Consider the following 14544-nt stretch of genomic DNA (forward strand, 5'->3'; position numbering starts at 1 on the left):
AATTCGGCGTGTACGACTATGTCGACGGCATGGACCGCCTGCTGCAGGCGGTCCAGGAACTGTCGCTGGCGCGCAGCCTTCCGGAGATCCAGCGCATCGTGCGGACCTCGGCGCGCGAGCTCACCGGCTGCGACGGGGCCACGTTCGTGCTGCGCGCCAGCGACAGTTCCTGGACCGCCTGCAGCAGGCGCTCCATGCCGTCGACATAGTCGTACACGCCGAATTGGCCGGTGGGGGAACAGCACGCGGCGGGCACCGTGTCCATGTGCACCTCCGAACCCGTCGCGCCAGCAAACCGGCGGCGTAGGGGCAATGTACCGTACCGGCGAACGCGCCGGGGGCGGCGAATCCGCCGATGACCGGGATTTCAGCAACCACTTGACACCCGTCAAGTTTTTCGGCGGTACAGTCTGCGCATGCAGATTCGTGAGTATCTCGGGACGGGCAAGCCCGCGATCATTCTTCACCCGTCCGGCACCGTCATCACCTTCGACGAGCTGGAGGCGCGGGCCAACCGGCTGGCGCACTACTTCCGGCGGGCCGGCCTCACCGAGGGTGACGCGGTCGCGATCCTCATGGAGAACAACGAGCACATCCACGCGGTCATGTGGGCCGCGCGCCGCAGCGGCCTGTACTACGTGCCGATCAACACCCACCTGACGGCGGCCGAGGCCGCCTACATCGTCGACAACAGCGCCGCCAAGGCGATCATCGGGTCGGCCGCGCTGCGCAAAACCTGCGAGAACCTGGCCGAGCACTTGCCGGGCGGCCTGCCCGAACTGTTGCTGATCGCTGACGACGACCTCGACGGTTGGCAGCGCTACCCCGAATGCGTTGCGGGCGAGCCGGACACGCCGATCGACGACGAGCTCGAGGGCGACCTGCTGCAGTATTCGTCGGGCACCACCGGCCGGCCCAAGGGCATCAAACGCAAATTGCCGCACGTGCCGCCGGCGGAGGCGCCCGGCATGATGTCCGCACTCGTCGGCTTCTGGATGACGCCCGACTCGATCTACCTGAGCCCCGCGCCGCTGTATCACACCGCGCCGTCGGTGTGGTCGATGAGCGCGCAGGCGGGCGGCATCACGACCGTGGTGCTGGAGAAGTTCGACCCCGAGGGCTGCCTGCAGGCCATCCAGCGCTACCGCGTCACGCACGGCCAGTTCGTCCCGGCAATGTTCACCCGGATGCTGAAACTGCCCGAGGCGGTGCGCAATTCGTATGACCTGTCCAGCCTGCAGCGGGTGATGCACGCGGCGGCGCCCTGTCCGGTCGAGATCAAGAAACAGATGATGGACTGGTGGGGCCCGATCATCGACGAGTACTACGCCTCCTCGGAAGCCCACGGGTCGACGCTGATCATGGCCGAGGACTGGCTGGCGCATCCGGGTTCGGTGGGCAAACCCATGGCAGGCGCCGTGCACATCCTCGACGAGAACGGCGACGAGCTGCCGCCGGGGCAGGCGGGCGAGATCTACTTCGAGGGCGGAATGTCGTTCGAATACCTCAATGACGAGACGAAAACCGCCGCCTCCCGCTCCAGGCACGGGTGGGCAACCGTCGGCGACATCGGCTACCTCGACGACGAGGGCTACCTGTACCTCACCGACCGGCGCCACCACATGATCATCTCCGGCGGGGTGAACATCTACCCGCAGGAAGCCGAGAACCTCTTGGTGACTCACCCGAAGGTCTTGGACGCGGCGGTATTCGGCGTGCCCGACGACGAGATGGGGCAGCGGGTCGTGGCGGCCGTGCAGACCGTCGACCCCGCGGACGCCACGGACAGGTTCGCCGACGAGCTGGTGTCGTGGCTGCGGGATCGCCTGGCGCACTACAAGTGTCCGCGCTCCATCGCGTTCGAGGCGCAGCTTCCGCGCACCGACACCGGCAAGCTCTACAAGAACGGGCTGATCGAGAAGTACTCGGTGTGACACTGCGGATCGTCGACCTGGCGGAGCCGGCGCCGACCGGCGACGTCATGCCCGCGGGGGTGGTCGTCGCCGTGGGGCAAGTCGCGGGCGCCCCCGAATTCTGGCTCCAGAACGCGACATTCACGCTGACCGAGGAGGGCGACTGCGCGGACCGCCGGGTGATCGTCGTCGACTCGGTGCCCGACGCACTGGCCGCGCTCACCGAGCGCTGCGGGCGGTGGCCGCGGGCAAGCGCCGTGTGCGACGACGTCTTACGAGCGATCGATCCCGCCGGCCCGGCGCTGCCCGCCGTCCTGACCGAATCGTTGGCCTACTCGACCTTGCAGGCGGGTCCCGAGTTCGCGCGCTGGTTGGGCGAACGCGGCCCGGCCGAAGTGCCCGACATCGCCGATCCGGTGCGGGCGGAGCGCGACGGTGACACGCTGCGCATCGCGTTCAACCGGCCGCAGCGCCACAACGCCTTCTCCACCGACACCCGGGCCGCGCTGCTGGAGGCGCTGACCGTCGCGCAGCTGGACCCCTCGGTGACCGGGATCGTGTTGAGCGGCAACGGGCCGTCGTTTTGCAGCGGCGGGGACCTCGCCGAATTCGGCACCTTCGCCGACCCGGCGAGCGCGCACCTGGCCCGCACCCGGCACAGCCCCGCGCTGGCCCTCGACGCGCTCACCGCCCGGCTCGGCCGCGCCTGCAGGGCGGAGGTGCACGGCCGCGTGCTGGGCAGCGGGCTGGAGATGGCGGCGTTCTGCGGCAGGGTCTCCGCGCGGGCCGACGCGGTGTTCGGGCTACCCGAACTGCAGCTCGGCCTGATCCCGGGCGCCGGCGGGACGCTGAGCGTCACCCGCCGGATCGGCCGGTGGCGCACCGCCTATCTCGTGCTGTCCGGCCGCACCATCGACGCGCAGACCGCGCTGGCCTGGGGCCTGGTCGACGCCGTCTGCGCCTAAAGCGTTGTCAGAAGCCCGAATACGTGGTGGTCGTGGTCGACGGCAGGTTGGAGACGGCGATCACGCCGATGGCCACATACAGGATGATCATGATCACCGCGAACACGACACCGACGATGGCGCCGATGATGGCCCACTTCTTGGCGCTGTCGGCCGCCGCCTGGGCCTCGGCGTACCGCCCCTGGGACCACAGCCCGGAGACCTTGGTGGAGTACACGATCGAGACAATGCCGAACGGCAGGCAGCACAGCACGGTGCACAGGATGGCCCAGACGAGGTAGTTGTCCGGCTCGGCCTGGCCCGGCCAACCCGCTTGCGGCGCCGGGTAACCCGGTTGCGGCGCGGGATAACCCGGTTGCGGCGCCTGCCAGCCCGGCTGCTGGCCCTGCCATTCGGGCGGCTGACCCTGAAACTCCGGCGAGCCCTCGTATGGCCCTGGGGGATAACTCATGGCAGCCGACTTTCTTTCGACGCAGTAGCTTTTACCCGCCCGCCGCTTTGCTGGCGGATAAGTCAGGCAAGGATACAGCACACGTCGTCGTCAAGCCCGCACATTCGGACTCGCGCTCAGATGCCGCCCCGCGCCACGAGTTGCCCGGCGATCACGTTGCGCTGAATCTCGTTGGTGCCTTCGCCGACGATCATCAGGGGCGCGTCGCGGAAGTACCGCTCCACGTCGTATTCGCATGAGTAGCCGTACCCGCCGTGAATCCGCACCGCGTTCAGCGCGATCTCCATCGCCACTTCGGAGGCGAAGAGTTTGGCCATGCCGGCCTCCATGTCGCAGCGTTCACCGCTGTCGTAGCGCTCGGCGGCGTAGCGGGTGAGCTGCCGCGCCGCGGTCAGCTTGGTCGCCATGTCGGCCAGGTAGTTGCCGACCGACTGGTGCTTCCAGATGGGCCTTCCGAAGCTTTCCCGTTGCTGCGCATACGCGAGCGCGTCCTCGAGCGCCGCCGTACCCACGCCGAGGGCGCGGGCGGCCACCTGGATGCGGCCGGTCTCGAGGCCCTTCATCATTTGCGAAAAGCCTTCGCCCAGCTCGCCTCCCAGGACCGCGGACTCGGGCGCACAGAAGTCGTCGAAGGACAGCTCGCAGGACTCGACCCCCTTGTAGCCCAGCTTGGGCAGGTCCCGCGACACCGTCAGGCCGGGCCCGTGCTGGACGAGCACGATCGAGATGCCGCGATGGCGCGGGGTGGCTTGTGGATCGGTCTTGCACAGCAACGCGATCAGCCCCGACCGCCGCGCGTTGCTGATCCACGTCTTGGACCCGTTGATGCGCAAGCCCCCGGAGCCGTCAGGCACAGCGGTGGTCGTCATGTTCTGCAGGTCCGAACCGCCGCCCGGCTCCGTCAACGCCATGGTGGCCCGCAGCTCGCCGGTCGCCATCGCCGGCAGGTGGGCCCGCTTCTGCTCGTCGGTGCCGAACAGCGTCAGCAACTTGGCCACCACGGTGTGTCCGCCCATCGCGCCGGCCAGGCTCATCCAGCCGCGGGCCAGCTCCTCGGTGACCCGCACGTAGCACGGCATCGACACCGGCGACCCGCCGTATTCCTCGGGGACGGCCAGGCCGAAAATGCCGATCCGCTTCATCTGCTCGATCCACGTCTCGGGATAGGTGTTGGCGTGCTCGACGTCGCGGACGGTCGGCTTCACGTCGCGGTCGATGAACGCCCGCACCGTGGCGACCAGCATCTCTTCTTCGTCGTTCAGCTCACTTCTCACATGTGCCATATTGGCCCCGTGACCTATGCGCGTGTACGGGAGGGCGGGCCCTACTTCGACGACCTTTCGGTCGGTCAGGTCTTCGACTGGGCGCCCGCGGCGACGCTGTCGTCGGGATTGGCCGCCGCCCACCAGGCGATCGTGGGCGATCGGCTGCGGCTCGCGCTGGACGCCAACCTGTGCGCGGCCGTCACCGGCCTGCCCGCCCCGCTCGCGCATCCGGCGCTGGTGTGCGACGTGGCGATCGGGCAGTCGACGCTGGCCACCCAGCGGGTCAAGGCCAACCTGTTCTATCGCGGGCTGGTGTTCCACCGGTTCCCGGTGATCGGCGATTCCCTCTATACCCGCACGGAAGTGGTTGGGCTGCGCCCCAATTCGCCGAAGCCCGGCCGGGCGCCGACCGGACTGGCGGCGCTGCGGATGACCACCGTCGACCAGGACGACCGGTTGGTGCTCGACTTCTACCGATGCGGCATGCTGCCCGCCGGCCCCGGCTGGCGGCCCGCGGCCGACGCCGCGCCGCCCGACGACCTGTCCGCCATCGGCACCGACGCGCCCGGCCCCGCGGCCGACCCGACCGCGACGTGGGACGGCGCCGCGTTCCGCGGCAAGGTGCCCGGCCCGCATTTCGACCCCGGTCTGGCCGGCGCGGTGCTGCACAGCACCGGCGACGTCGTCAGCGGCGCGCCGGAGCTCGCCCGGCTGACCCTGAATATCGCCGCGACACACCATGATTCGCGCGTCGCGGGCGGCCGACTGGTGTACGGCGGCCATACCATCGGGCTGGCCCTCGCGCAGGCGAGCAGGATGCTGCCCAATCTGGTGACGGTGCTGGGCTGGCAATCCTGCGACCACACCGGACCGGTGCACGAGGGCGACACGTTGTACAGCGAGCTGCACGTCGAATCCGCCGAGCCGACCGCCCAAGGGGGCGTGCTCGGGCTGCGGTCGCTCGTCTACGCCGTCGGCGAACCGGATCGCGCGGTGTTGGACTGGCGATTCAGCGCGCTGCAGTTCTGAGGAGACCCGCGAGCACAATGGGGGGCGTGAGCTCGGCCGCGTCGATGTGGGGCAGTAGCGGGCTGGCCTACCTGACCGGCCTGCCGGACGGGCCGCCCGACTTCTCCCGCGCCAGCGTGCTGACCCGCGCCCGGCGGGTGGCCGCGGCCGCCGGCGAGCGCCTGGGCATCACCGTCGACGCCGCCGGACTACTGGCCGGGCGGGCCGCATTGCTGGGCCTCACCCGCGGCGGCCGGGTGTCCGCCGGCGGTGCCACCCGATTGCTGGTCACCGCGGACGGCTGGTGCGCGATCACGCTGTCACGCCCCGACGACGCCGCGGCCGTCCCCGCGCTGGTGCAAACCGATGACGTGCCCGACGACCCCTGGCCGACGCTGCGGCACTGGGCCGCAACCCAACCGCGCTCGGCGATCGTCGAGCGCGCGGCCCTGCTCGACATCCCCGCGGCGGCCCTGGGCGAAGCGGCGGCCGCGTCGCCCCGGACGCGACCCTTGGGCGTCCGCGGGCCGGCCCGCGACGCCGGTGGCCTGCTGATCGCCGACCTGTCGTCCATGTGGGCGGGTCCGCTGTGCGGACAGCTGCTGGCGCGCGCCGGAGCGACCGTCGTCAAGGTCGAGAGCCCGGCGCGCCCGGACGGCACCCGGGCGGGCAACCCGGCGTTCTTCGACTGGATGAACGGTGAAAAGCTCTCGTACTGCCTGGATTTCGATGCTGACGCCGACGAGTTGCGCGCGTTGCTCGCCGCGGCCGACGTCGTGATCGAGGGCTCGCGCCCCGCGGCGCTGACCCGGCGGGGGCTGGGGCCCGACCAGACCGAGCCGCGGGCGGGGCGAATCTGGTTGCGCATCAAAGGCCATGAGGACGGCCGGCCCGCGTTCGGCGACGACGCCGCGGTGGCCGGCGGGCTGGTCGGCGTCGCCGCCGACGGACCGGTGTTCTGCGGCGACGCCATCGCCGATCCGCTGACGGGGCTGGACGCCACCCGGGCGATCGCCGAATCGCTGGGCCGCGGCGGCGGCGAACTGATCGAGATCTCGATGGCCGCCGTCGGCGCCGGCTACGCGGCAGTGCCCACGCAAGCGTCGGTCGCGAACCGGCCGGCGCCGCCGCCGCCGATCCCGCCGGCGTCCCGGCCGGCGGCCCGGCTGGGTGCCGACAACGAAGCCGTGCGCCGCTTGATCTCCGAACGGGCCTGTAGCCCATGCTGATTCGGCGCGCTACCCTGCTGGACGGTACGACCACCGACATCAGGGTCGGCGACCGGATCGACGAAATGGGTGAGACCCTGGTGGCCGAGCACGGCGAGAGCGTGCTCTACGCCGGCGGGGGACTCGTCCTGCCCGGCCTGCACGACCACCACGTGCACGTGCGCTCGGCCGCCTCCGCGCTGGATTCGTTCTTCGTCGGCCCACCCGGGGTCAGCACCAAAACCGAACTGACTCAACTGTTGTCGAATGCCACGCCGGGACCCGACGGGTGGATCCGCGCCGTCGGCTATCACGAATCGGTGGCCGGTGACCTGGACCGCGCGGCCCTCGACGCGATGGTTCGGCGCGTCCCGGTGCGCATCCAGCATCGCAGCGGTGCGCTGTGGATCCTCAACTCCGAGGCGCTGGGCCGCGTCGGGCTGGCCGACCATCCCGATGGGCGCCTGCGCAGCGCGGACCACGGCTGGTCGGACCTTTTGCAGCGGCGCGAGAGCGACCTGGCCGAACTCGGCCGGCGCATCACCGCGACCGGTGTCACCGGCGTCACCGACGCCACCCCCGATCTCGACGCCGATGACATGGTGTCGCTGATGGTGGCGCACCGGCGCGGCGAGTTTCGGCCGCGGCCAAGCTTCCTGTCCCCGAGCAAGAAGATCCTGCACGACGACCGCCTCGACCTGGACGGCCTGGCGGACTGGATCGCCGGGCACCACCGGGAGGACCGGCCGGTCGCCGTGCACTGCGTGACCGCCGCCCAACTGGTCGTCACCATCGCGGCACTGCGGGCGGCCGGCGGCCATCCGCGGGACCGCATCGAGCACGCGGCCGTGGTGCCCGACGACAACGTGGCCGACCTGGCCGAGCTCGGCGTCACGGTGGTGACCCAGCCCAATTTCGTCGCCGAGCGCGGCGATCACTACCTCGCAGACGTTCCCGCCGCCGAGCATCCCGCGCTTTGGCGGGTCGCCTCCCTGTCGAAAGCGGCAGTGCCGGTGGCCTTTTCCACCGACATGCCGTTCGGTCACGGCGACCCCTGGACGGCCATGCGCGCCGCCGTCCACCGCACCACTCCCGGCGGTGCGGTGCTCAATGCGAACGAATGTGTGCCCGCCCGAACGGCTTTGACGATGTTTCTGGGCCGGCCGGACCGGCCGGCACAGCCGCGCACGGTCGCGGTCGGTGAGCCGGCGGACCTCTGCGTGCTGAGCGAGCCCCCGGACACGGCGCTGGCCGAGCTCGACGCCGGCATGGTGGCGGCCACCGTCATCGGCGGCGAGCTCGTTTACTTCGCGATGTGACCGGCGATCACGCCGCGAGGGCGAGAGCCGCGCGCAGACTGCCGCACTGGCTGTCGAAAAACCGCTGCGACACTTGCGCTTTGGGCACGACGAGGTCGAAGCCGTGGAAGGCGCCCGGAACGGTCTCGACCTGGCACGGCACCCCGGCGGCGCCCAGGCGTTCGGCGTAGGCCAGGTCCTCGTCGTGGAACAGGTCATGCGTGCCGACCCCGATCCAGGCCGGCGGCAGGCCGCTCAGGTCTTCGCGCCGCCCCGGCACGGCCACCCACGGGTCGGCGTCGCCGAGGTACGCCGACCAACCGAACTCGTTGCTGCGGTTGTCCCACAGCCGGTAGTTCGGACTGCGGCCGGTGGCCGAGCTGCGGTCGTCGAGCATGGGATAGGTCAGCAGCTGGAACGCGGGGCTGACCTCGGCACGGTCTCGTGCCAGCAGGGCCAGCGCCGCCGCCAGCCCGCCGCCGGCGCTCGCGCCGCCGATCGCCACCCGGTAGCGGTCCACGGACGGCAGCCCGGCCAGCCAGGTCAACGCCGAATAGCAGTCCTCCAGCGGGGCGGGGTACGGATGCTCCGGTGCCAGGCGGTATTCCACCGACGCGACAATGATGCCCAGGCGCCGGCTGAACTTGCTGCAGAGCCGGTCGTCCTGCTTGGCCGTGCCGATCACGTACCCGCCGCCGTGGATCCACAGCAGCGCCGGGGACGGCTCGGCCAGGCCCGCCGGCCGGAAGAGCCGGACGCCCGCCCCCGAACCCAGGGTGATCACCTCGACGTCGCGGGCGGGCCTGCCCAGGCGTTCGCGCAACGCCATGCTGGCCCGCATGATCGGCAGGGTCCGGCGACCGACCAGGCGGCGGGGGGCGAAACGGGCGATCCGCTGCAGGTCGGGATGAACTTCGGTGTGCGGCACCGCATCAGTATCCCCGACGCCTCACGGGCGAAACCTGGTATCAGTGATACCGGGAGGCAACGTGAGCGGAAACGCCCCGCGGCTGAATCCGCGGTTCGTCGACACCGTGCTCGGCAAGATCCGCGTGCAGGTCACCCCCGGCACCGGCGCCGCCGTGCTGCTGTGGCCCAGCCTGCTGATGACCGGGGACCTGTGGGCCGGCCAGGCCGCGCGCTTCGGCGAGGCCCACCGCTTGGTGCTCATCGACCCACCCGGCCACGGCGGCAGCGAGCCCCTCGGGTCGGGCTTCACCTTCGCCGACTGCGCCCGCTGCGTCGTCGACCTGTTGGACGGGCTCGGCATCGACCGCGCCCACTTCGTCGGCAATTCGTGGGGCGGCATGATCGGCGCCACCTTCGCGGCCCACTATCCCGACCGCGTGCACCGCGCCGTCCTGATGAACTGCACGGCGTCGAAAGCCGGTGCCGTTCAGAAGGCGAAGTACGCGGCAATGCTGCGCGTGGCGGCGCTGCTGGGCGGGATCCGGCCGCCCCTGACGCGGTCGGCGCTGCGCGCCTTCGTCGGCCCGACGACGCTGCGCACCCGGCCCGACGTGGTGGACGCCGTGCGCGCGAACCTGCGGGCGGTCAACATCGAATCGGCGCGGTGGGCGGTCCGCAGCGTGGTACCCGCCCGGCCCGACCAGCACGCCCTGCTGCGAACGATTACGGTGCCCGTCCTGGTGGTCGCCGGTGCGGAGGACGCCACGTTCCCGGTCGCGGAGACCCGGGCCATGGCCGAGTCGATCCCCGGCGCGGCCTTCCGCGTGCTCGACGGGATCGCACACCTGGCGGCGCTCGAGGACCCCGCCCGGGTGAATGACGTGCTGGACGCCTTCCTGTTCGGCGGCTGATCCGTGAGAACCCTTGGATTAACCGGTCGAAGATCCGGGTATCGGAGCAATGCTGACGAGCGTGTGTCAGCGTGCAGCTGTTGCTAGTTCGTCGTCGCAACGTCCCTCGTCGGGACCGAGCGCGGGCCGCCCGGTTGGGCAGGACGCGAGGGACGTGAATGCTGGGTCATCTTTACGATCGGGCACTCGGCGGCGAGCGATGTTGGATCCGCCACGACGACGGCGAGCTTCGGCCGCTGCCGGCGCACCGCTGGTTGGGCGTGCGATGTCCGGATGACGTGTGTCCCGGTGATGGATCTGGTGACGCCTTCGACGAAGACTTCGACGAAGCCGTCACGCAGATGTGCACCGGGCCGACCATCGAATTGGGTTGCGGGCCGGGCCGATTGGTGGCCCGGCTGATTCAGCGGGGGATACCGGCCCTGGGCATCGACCGCTCGGTGGCCGCGATCCGGCTGGCGGGCCGCGGCGGCGCACCGGTGCTGCTGGGCGACGTGTTCGACCCGCTGCCCGCGATGGGGCTCTGGCACACGGTGCTGCTGGTTGACGGCAACGTCGGCCTCGGCGGAGACCCGCGCCGCATCCTGGGGCGGGCGACCGAGCTGTTGGCGCGGGGCGGGCGCTGCGTGGCCGAGTTCGATGCCGAGGACATCGGCGTCCGTTCGCGCTGGGTGCGGCTGGAGTCCGCGCGCGAGGTCGGGCCCTGGTTCCGCTGGGCGTCGGTCGGCGTGGACAGCGCCGCCGGGCTCGCCGCGCAGGTCGGCCTGACGCTGACCGGTTGCCGGCTGATCGGCGGCCGGGTGATCGCGTGCCTGGCCGCCAGGTGAGCGTGTCGCGACGGGTCTCGGACAGCAAACGCTGCCAAGGTTTTGAACAGGTCGACTTGTCACAGAGCAATTGCGCGCGGGACGTTTCTGCAACGCCGCGCGTGCCGTCGGCTCAAACGTCAGTTTCGAAGTTGGGGCCGGGGGTACGCTGCCCTCACACGACGGCAAGGAGGCCGAGTATGAGTTCGTGCGCGAAATGGTTGCTGCGGGCCCGTCCCGGCGACTACGCGCTGGCCTTGAGCGTCGCAAGCGCTTCGCTGCCGGTGGTCGGTAAGCACCTCGAGCCCCTGGGCGGACTCACCGCGATGGGCATTTGGGGAGCCCGGCACGCGAACGACTTCCTGTCAGGGCGCAAGGAGCAGCGGCCGTCGGACGGCGACGCCGCCCGGCCCCAGGACGGGGCGAGCCTGCAGGACGTGTCCGTCGCGGCCCTGCGCGGCATCGTGTCCGCCGCGGACCTCGAACTGGAGTGGCCGGCCGCGCTGCGCACGCCCCCGATCTGGGACGGGTTGCGCCAGCGCCGCTACCTGCACCGTCGCGCGGTCCACTATGGCGACCACCCCGCGCAGGTGCTCGACGTCTGGCGCCGCAAGGACCTGCCCGCGCAGCCCGCGCCGGTGCTGATCTTCGTGCCCGGCGGCGCCTGGGTGCACGGTAGGTGCATGGGGCAGGGCTCCGCCCTGATGTCGCGGCTGGCCGAGCAGGGCTGGGTCTGCCTGGCGATCGACTACCGCGTCGCCCCGCATCACCGCTGGCCGCGCCACATCGTCGACGTCAAGACGGCGATCGCGTGGGCGCGGGCAAACGTCGACAAGTTCGGCGGTGACCGCAATTTCGTCGCGGTGGCGGGCTGTTCGGCCGGCGGCCACCTGTCCGCGCTGGCCGGGCTCACCCCCGACGACGCGCAGTACCACGCGAAGCTGCCCGAAGGCGCCAACACCTCGGTGGATGCCGTGGTCGGCATCTACGGCCGCTACGACTGGGAGGACCGCTCGACTCCCGAGCGGGACCGGTTCGTCGACTTCCTCGAGCGGGTGGTCGTCCGCAAGCGGATGGACCGTCACCCGGAGTTGTTCCGCGACGCGTCGCCGATGGCGCGCGTGCACCGAAACGCCCCGCCGTTCTTGGTGATTCACGGCAGCCGGGACAGCGTCATCCCGGTCGAGCAGGCGCGCAGCTTCGTCGACCGGATGCGCGCGGTCTCCCACTCGATGGTCGGCTACCTGGAGCTGCCCGGCGCGGGCCACGGGTACGACCTCATCGACGGGGAGCGGGCGGGCGCCGCGGCGCACGCGGCGTCGCTGTTCCTCAACCAGGTGTATCGCACCAAGACGAACGCGGCCAAAGAGGTTATCTGAACTGCCGCCGCTGAGTATGGTCCCTCTATGGGTAAGGGGCAGGGGTGAAACGGCTCAGCGGGTGGGACGCGGTTCTGCTGTACAGCGAAACGCCGAACGTGCACATGCACACAATCAAAGCCGCTGTGGTCGAGCTGGATCCCGATCGGCATGACTTCGACATCGACACGTTCCGCGAGGTCATCCGCGGCCGGCTGAACAAGCTCGAGCCGTTCTGCTACCAGCTGGTCGAAATACCGTTCCAGCTACACCATCCGATGTGGCGGGAGAACTGCGAGGTGGACCTCTCCTACCACATCCGGCCGCTGCGGCTGCCCGCGCCGGGCGGGCGGCGCGAGCTGGACGAGGCCATCGGGCGCATCGCGAGCACGCCGTTGGACCGCAGCCGCCCGCTGTGGGAGATGTACTTCGTCGAGGGCCTCGCCAACAACCGCATCGCGGTGGTCGGCAAGATCCACCACGCGCTCGCCGACGGCGTCGCGTCGGCCAACCTGCTGGCCCGCGGCATGGACCTGCAGCCGGGGCCGGAGGGCGGCCCGTACGTGTGCGATCCGCCGCCCACCACCCGGCAGCTGATGAGTTCTGCGTTCGCCGATCACCTCCGCCACGTCGGACGGATCCCCGGGACCATCCGCTACACCGCCCAGGGGCTCGGCCGGGTCCGGCGCAGCTCCCGCAAGCTGTCCCCGGAGCTGAGCCGGCCGTTCGAGCCGCCACCGAGTTTCATCAACCACAAGATCACCCCCGAGCGCAGGTTCGCCACCGCCACCCTGGCGCTGGCCGACGTCAAGGAGACCGGCAAGCGGCTGGGCGCGACGATCAACGACATGGTGCTCGCCATGTCGGCCGGGGCGCTGCGGACGCTGCTGCTGCGCTACGACGGCCAGGCCGAACCCCTCCTGGCGTCGGTGCCGATGAGTTTCGACTTCTCGCCCGACCGGATCTCCGGGAACCGCTTCACCGGCGTGCTGGTAGGCCTGCCCACCGATTCCGACGATCCGCTGGAGCGGGTGCGGTGCAGCCACGAGAACGCCATCGCCGCCAAGGAGAGCAACCAGCTGATGGGGCCGGAGCTGGTCAGCCGCTGGGCGGCCTACATGCCGCCCGCCCCCACCCAGGCGTTCTTCCGGTGGGCCTCCGGCCGGGACGGGCACAACAAGATCCTCAACCTGAACATCTCCAACGTGCCCGGGCCGCGACAGCGCGGCCGGGTGGGCGGCGCGCTGGTCACCGAGATCTACTCGGTGGGTCCGTTGACCGCCGGCAGCGGGCTGAACATCACCGTGTGGAGCTACGTCGATCAGCTCAACATCTCCGTGCTGTCCGACGGCGCCACGCTCAAGGACCCTCACGAGGTGACCGAGGCCATGGTCGCCGATTTCATCGAAATACGCAGGGCCGCAGGGCTTTCCGAGGAGCTCACCGTCGTCGAAGCGGCGATGGCGCCGGCCTGACCGGCGGGCCGTTGGAAATGTCACTCTCGCCTGGCGTCAATGGCGTTCTAACCGACCGCTAACATCACAGCAGCCGTCCCTATCCGATGAAGCTGTGGGAGCACCGTGAGCGAAGAAGCCAACGAACCCGAAGTCCTGGTCGAACAGCGGGACCGGATCCTGATCATCACGATCAACCGGCCGAAGGCCAAGAACGCGGTCAACGCCGCGGTCGCCAACGGCCTAGCCGAGGCCGTCGACCGGCTCGACGGCGATCCGGGCCTCTCGGTGGGCATCCTCACCGGCGCCGGCGGATCCTTCTGCGCGGGCATGGACCTCAAGGCCTTCGCGCGGGGCGAGCTGCCGATCGTCGAGGGTCGCGGCATGGGCTTCACCGAGCGTCCGCCCGTCAAACCGCTCATCGCGGCCGTCGAGGGCTACGCCCTGGCCGGCGGCACCGAGTTGGCACTGGCCACCGACCTGATCGTCGCGTCCAAGGACTCGGCCTTCGGCATCCCGGAGGTCAAGCGCGGACTGGTCGCCGGTGGCGGCGGGCTGCTGCGGCTGCCGCAGCGCATCCCGTCGGCCATCGCCATGGAGCTCGCCCTCACCGGTGACAACCTGCCGGCCGAGCGGGCGCACAAGCTGGGATTGGTCAACGTGCTGGCCGAGCCGGGCAAGGCGCTCGACGAGGCCATCGCGCTCGCCGAGCGGATCGCGGCCAACGGGCCGCTCGCGGTGGCCGCCACCAAGCGGATCATCGTCGAGTCGCGCGGCTGGAGCCCCGAGGAGATGTTCGCCGAGCAGAACAAGCTGCTGGCCCCGGTGTTCTCGTCCAACGACGCCAAGGAGGGGGCGATCGCCTTCGCCGAGAAGCGTCCGCCGCGCTGGACGGGCAGCTGAGGCCGCGGTCCGCGGCCCGGCCTCGGCGTGGTTAAACTACAGTCGGGCATGACACTTTTGGCCAGCTTTGTAACGCGTTGATACCGGAGTGCAAG

General features: G+C 70.6%; 13 protein-coding genes and 1 pseudogene. 11 read left to right on the plus strand and 3 right to left on the minus strand.

The annotated features are described in order from the left end of the window. The 3 genes and pseudogenes from A5702_RS09870 to A5702_RS09880 all read left to right on the plus strand — a co-directional run. Positions 1 to 179: pseudogene (locus A5702_RS09870) on the plus strand (diguanylate cyclase); the annotation flags it as partial. A 237-nt stretch (positions 180 to 416) separates the two neighbouring features. Further along, a complete protein-coding gene (gene fadD4, locus A5702_RS09875; protein WP_068220250.1) occupies positions 417 to 1934 on the plus strand; it encodes a fatty-acid--CoA ligase FadD4 in 1518 nt (505 codons plus the stop codon). 47 nt (positions 1935 to 1981) lie between these two features. Continuing rightward, complete coding sequence (locus tag A5702_RS09880) at positions 1982 to 2878, plus strand: enoyl-CoA hydratase/isomerase family protein (protein WP_068220286.1); 897 nt, start codon at positions 1982 to 1984, stop codon at positions 2876 to 2878. Positions 2879 to 2885: 7 nt separating this feature from the next. On the opposite strand, the gene A5702_RS09885 is transcribed toward A5702_RS09880, so the two are convergent. Together A5702_RS09885 and A5702_RS09890 are read right to left on the minus strand one after the other, a co-directional pair. Next, positions 2886 to 3329 carry a CD225/dispanin family protein gene (locus A5702_RS09885; protein ID WP_055401079.1) on the minus strand — a complete coding sequence of 148 codons (444 nt, stop codon included), beginning with the start codon at positions 3327 to 3329 and terminating at the stop codon, positions 2886 to 2888. Between the two features lie 116 nt (positions 3330 to 3445). After that, a complete protein-coding gene (locus tag A5702_RS09890) occupies positions 3446 to 4591 on the minus strand; it encodes an acyl-CoA dehydrogenase family protein (protein ID WP_068220289.1) in 1146 nt (381 codons plus the stop codon). Between the two features lie 30 nt (positions 4592 to 4621). Here A5702_RS09890 and A5702_RS09895 point away from each other — a divergent pair, with 30 nt between their 5' ends. The 3 genes from A5702_RS09895 to A5702_RS09905 are packed head-to-tail and all read left to right on the plus strand — an operon-like array spanning position 4622 to position 8129. Then, complete coding sequence (locus A5702_RS09895) at positions 4622 to 5623, plus strand: MaoC family dehydratase (protein ID WP_231965033.1); 1002 nt, start codon at positions 4622 to 4624, stop codon at positions 5621 to 5623. Between the two features lie 17 nt (positions 5624 to 5640). Next, the gene (locus A5702_RS09900) at positions 5641 to 6831 is read left to right on the plus strand and encodes a CoA transferase (RefSeq protein WP_068220257.1); all 1191 of its coding nucleotides are present in this window, start codon (positions 5641 to 5643) and stop codon (positions 6829 to 6831) included. Next, entirely contained in the window at positions 6825 to 8129 is a 1305-nt protein-coding gene (locus A5702_RS09905; RefSeq protein WP_068220260.1) for an amidohydrolase family protein, read from the plus strand. Before A5702_RS09900 ends, A5702_RS09905 begins: the two co-directional genes overlap by 7 nt. Positions 8130 to 8136: 7 nt before the next feature. Here A5702_RS09905 and A5702_RS09910 read toward each other — a convergent pair whose 3' ends face one another. Next, positions 8137 to 9036 carry an alpha/beta hydrolase gene (locus A5702_RS09910; RefSeq protein ID WP_068220263.1) on the minus strand — a complete coding sequence of 300 codons (900 nt, stop codon included), beginning with the start codon at positions 9034 to 9036 and terminating at the stop codon, positions 8137 to 8139. Positions 9037 to 9142: 106 nt separating this feature from the next. Here A5702_RS09910 and A5702_RS09915 point away from each other — a divergent pair, with 106 nt between their 5' ends. The 5 genes from A5702_RS09915 to A5702_RS09935 all read left to right on the plus strand — a co-directional run bounded on the left by A5702_RS09915 (position 9143) and on the right by A5702_RS09935 (position 14449). Next, complete coding sequence (locus A5702_RS09915) at positions 9143 to 9928, plus strand: alpha/beta fold hydrolase (protein WP_369817888.1); 786 nt, start codon at positions 9143 to 9145, stop codon at positions 9926 to 9928. 158 nt (positions 9929 to 10086) lie between these two features. Then, positions 10087 to 10755 carry an SAM-dependent methyltransferase gene (locus A5702_RS09920; protein WP_068220266.1) on the plus strand — a complete coding sequence of 223 codons (669 nt, stop codon included), beginning with the start codon at positions 10087 to 10089 and terminating at the stop codon, positions 10753 to 10755. A gap of 179 nt (positions 10756 to 10934) precedes the next feature. Continuing rightward, positions 10935 to 12113 carry an alpha/beta hydrolase gene (locus A5702_RS09925; RefSeq protein WP_055401069.1) on the plus strand — a complete coding sequence of 393 codons (1179 nt, stop codon included), beginning with the start codon at positions 10935 to 10937 and terminating at the stop codon, positions 12111 to 12113. A gap of 44 nt (positions 12114 to 12157) precedes the next feature. After that, entirely contained in the window at positions 12158 to 13567 is a 1410-nt protein-coding gene (locus A5702_RS09930) for a wax ester/triacylglycerol synthase family O-acyltransferase (protein WP_068220268.1), read from the plus strand. Between the two features lie 105 nt (positions 13568 to 13672). Next, a complete protein-coding gene (locus tag A5702_RS09935) occupies positions 13673 to 14449 on the plus strand; it encodes a crotonase/enoyl-CoA hydratase family protein (RefSeq protein WP_055404527.1) in 777 nt (258 codons plus the stop codon). The last annotated feature ends 95 nt before the right edge of the window (positions 14450 to 14544 follow it).

It is taken from the genome of Mycobacterium sp. E3339, assembly GCF_001666915.1.
GTDB lineage: Bacteria > Actinomycetota > Actinomycetes > Mycobacteriales > Mycobacteriaceae > Mycobacterium.

What these genes read in the sequence shown, in the direction of transcription:
- A5702_RS09885 (WP_055401079.1), bottom strand. Translation starts at nt 3,329, where the DNA reads ATGAGTTATCCCCCAGGGCCATACGAGGGCTCGCCGGAGTTTCAGGGT.
- A5702_RS09925 (WP_055401069.1), top strand. Translation starts at nt 10,935, where the DNA reads ATGAGTTCGTGCGCGAAATGGTTGCTGCGGGCCCGTCCCGGCGACTAC.
- fadD4 (WP_068220250.1), top strand. Translation starts at nt 417, where the DNA reads ATGCAGATTCGTGAGTATCTCGGGACGGGCAAGCCCGCGATCATTCTT.
- A5702_RS09920 (WP_068220266.1), top strand. Translation starts at nt 10,087, where the DNA reads ATGCTGGGTCATCTTTACGATCGGGCACTCGGCGGCGAGCGATGTTGG.
- A5702_RS09900 (WP_068220257.1), top strand. Translation starts at nt 5,641, where the DNA reads ATGGGGGGCGTGAGCTCGGCCGCGTCGATGTGGGGCAGTAGCGGGCTG.
- A5702_RS09905 (WP_068220260.1), top strand. Translation starts at nt 6,825, where the DNA reads ATGCTGATTCGGCGCGCTACCCTGCTGGACGGTACGACCACCGACATC.
- A5702_RS09880 (WP_068220286.1), top strand. Translation starts at nt 1,982, where the DNA reads ATGCCCGCGGGGGTGGTCGTCGCCGTGGGGCAAGTCGCGGGCGCCCCC.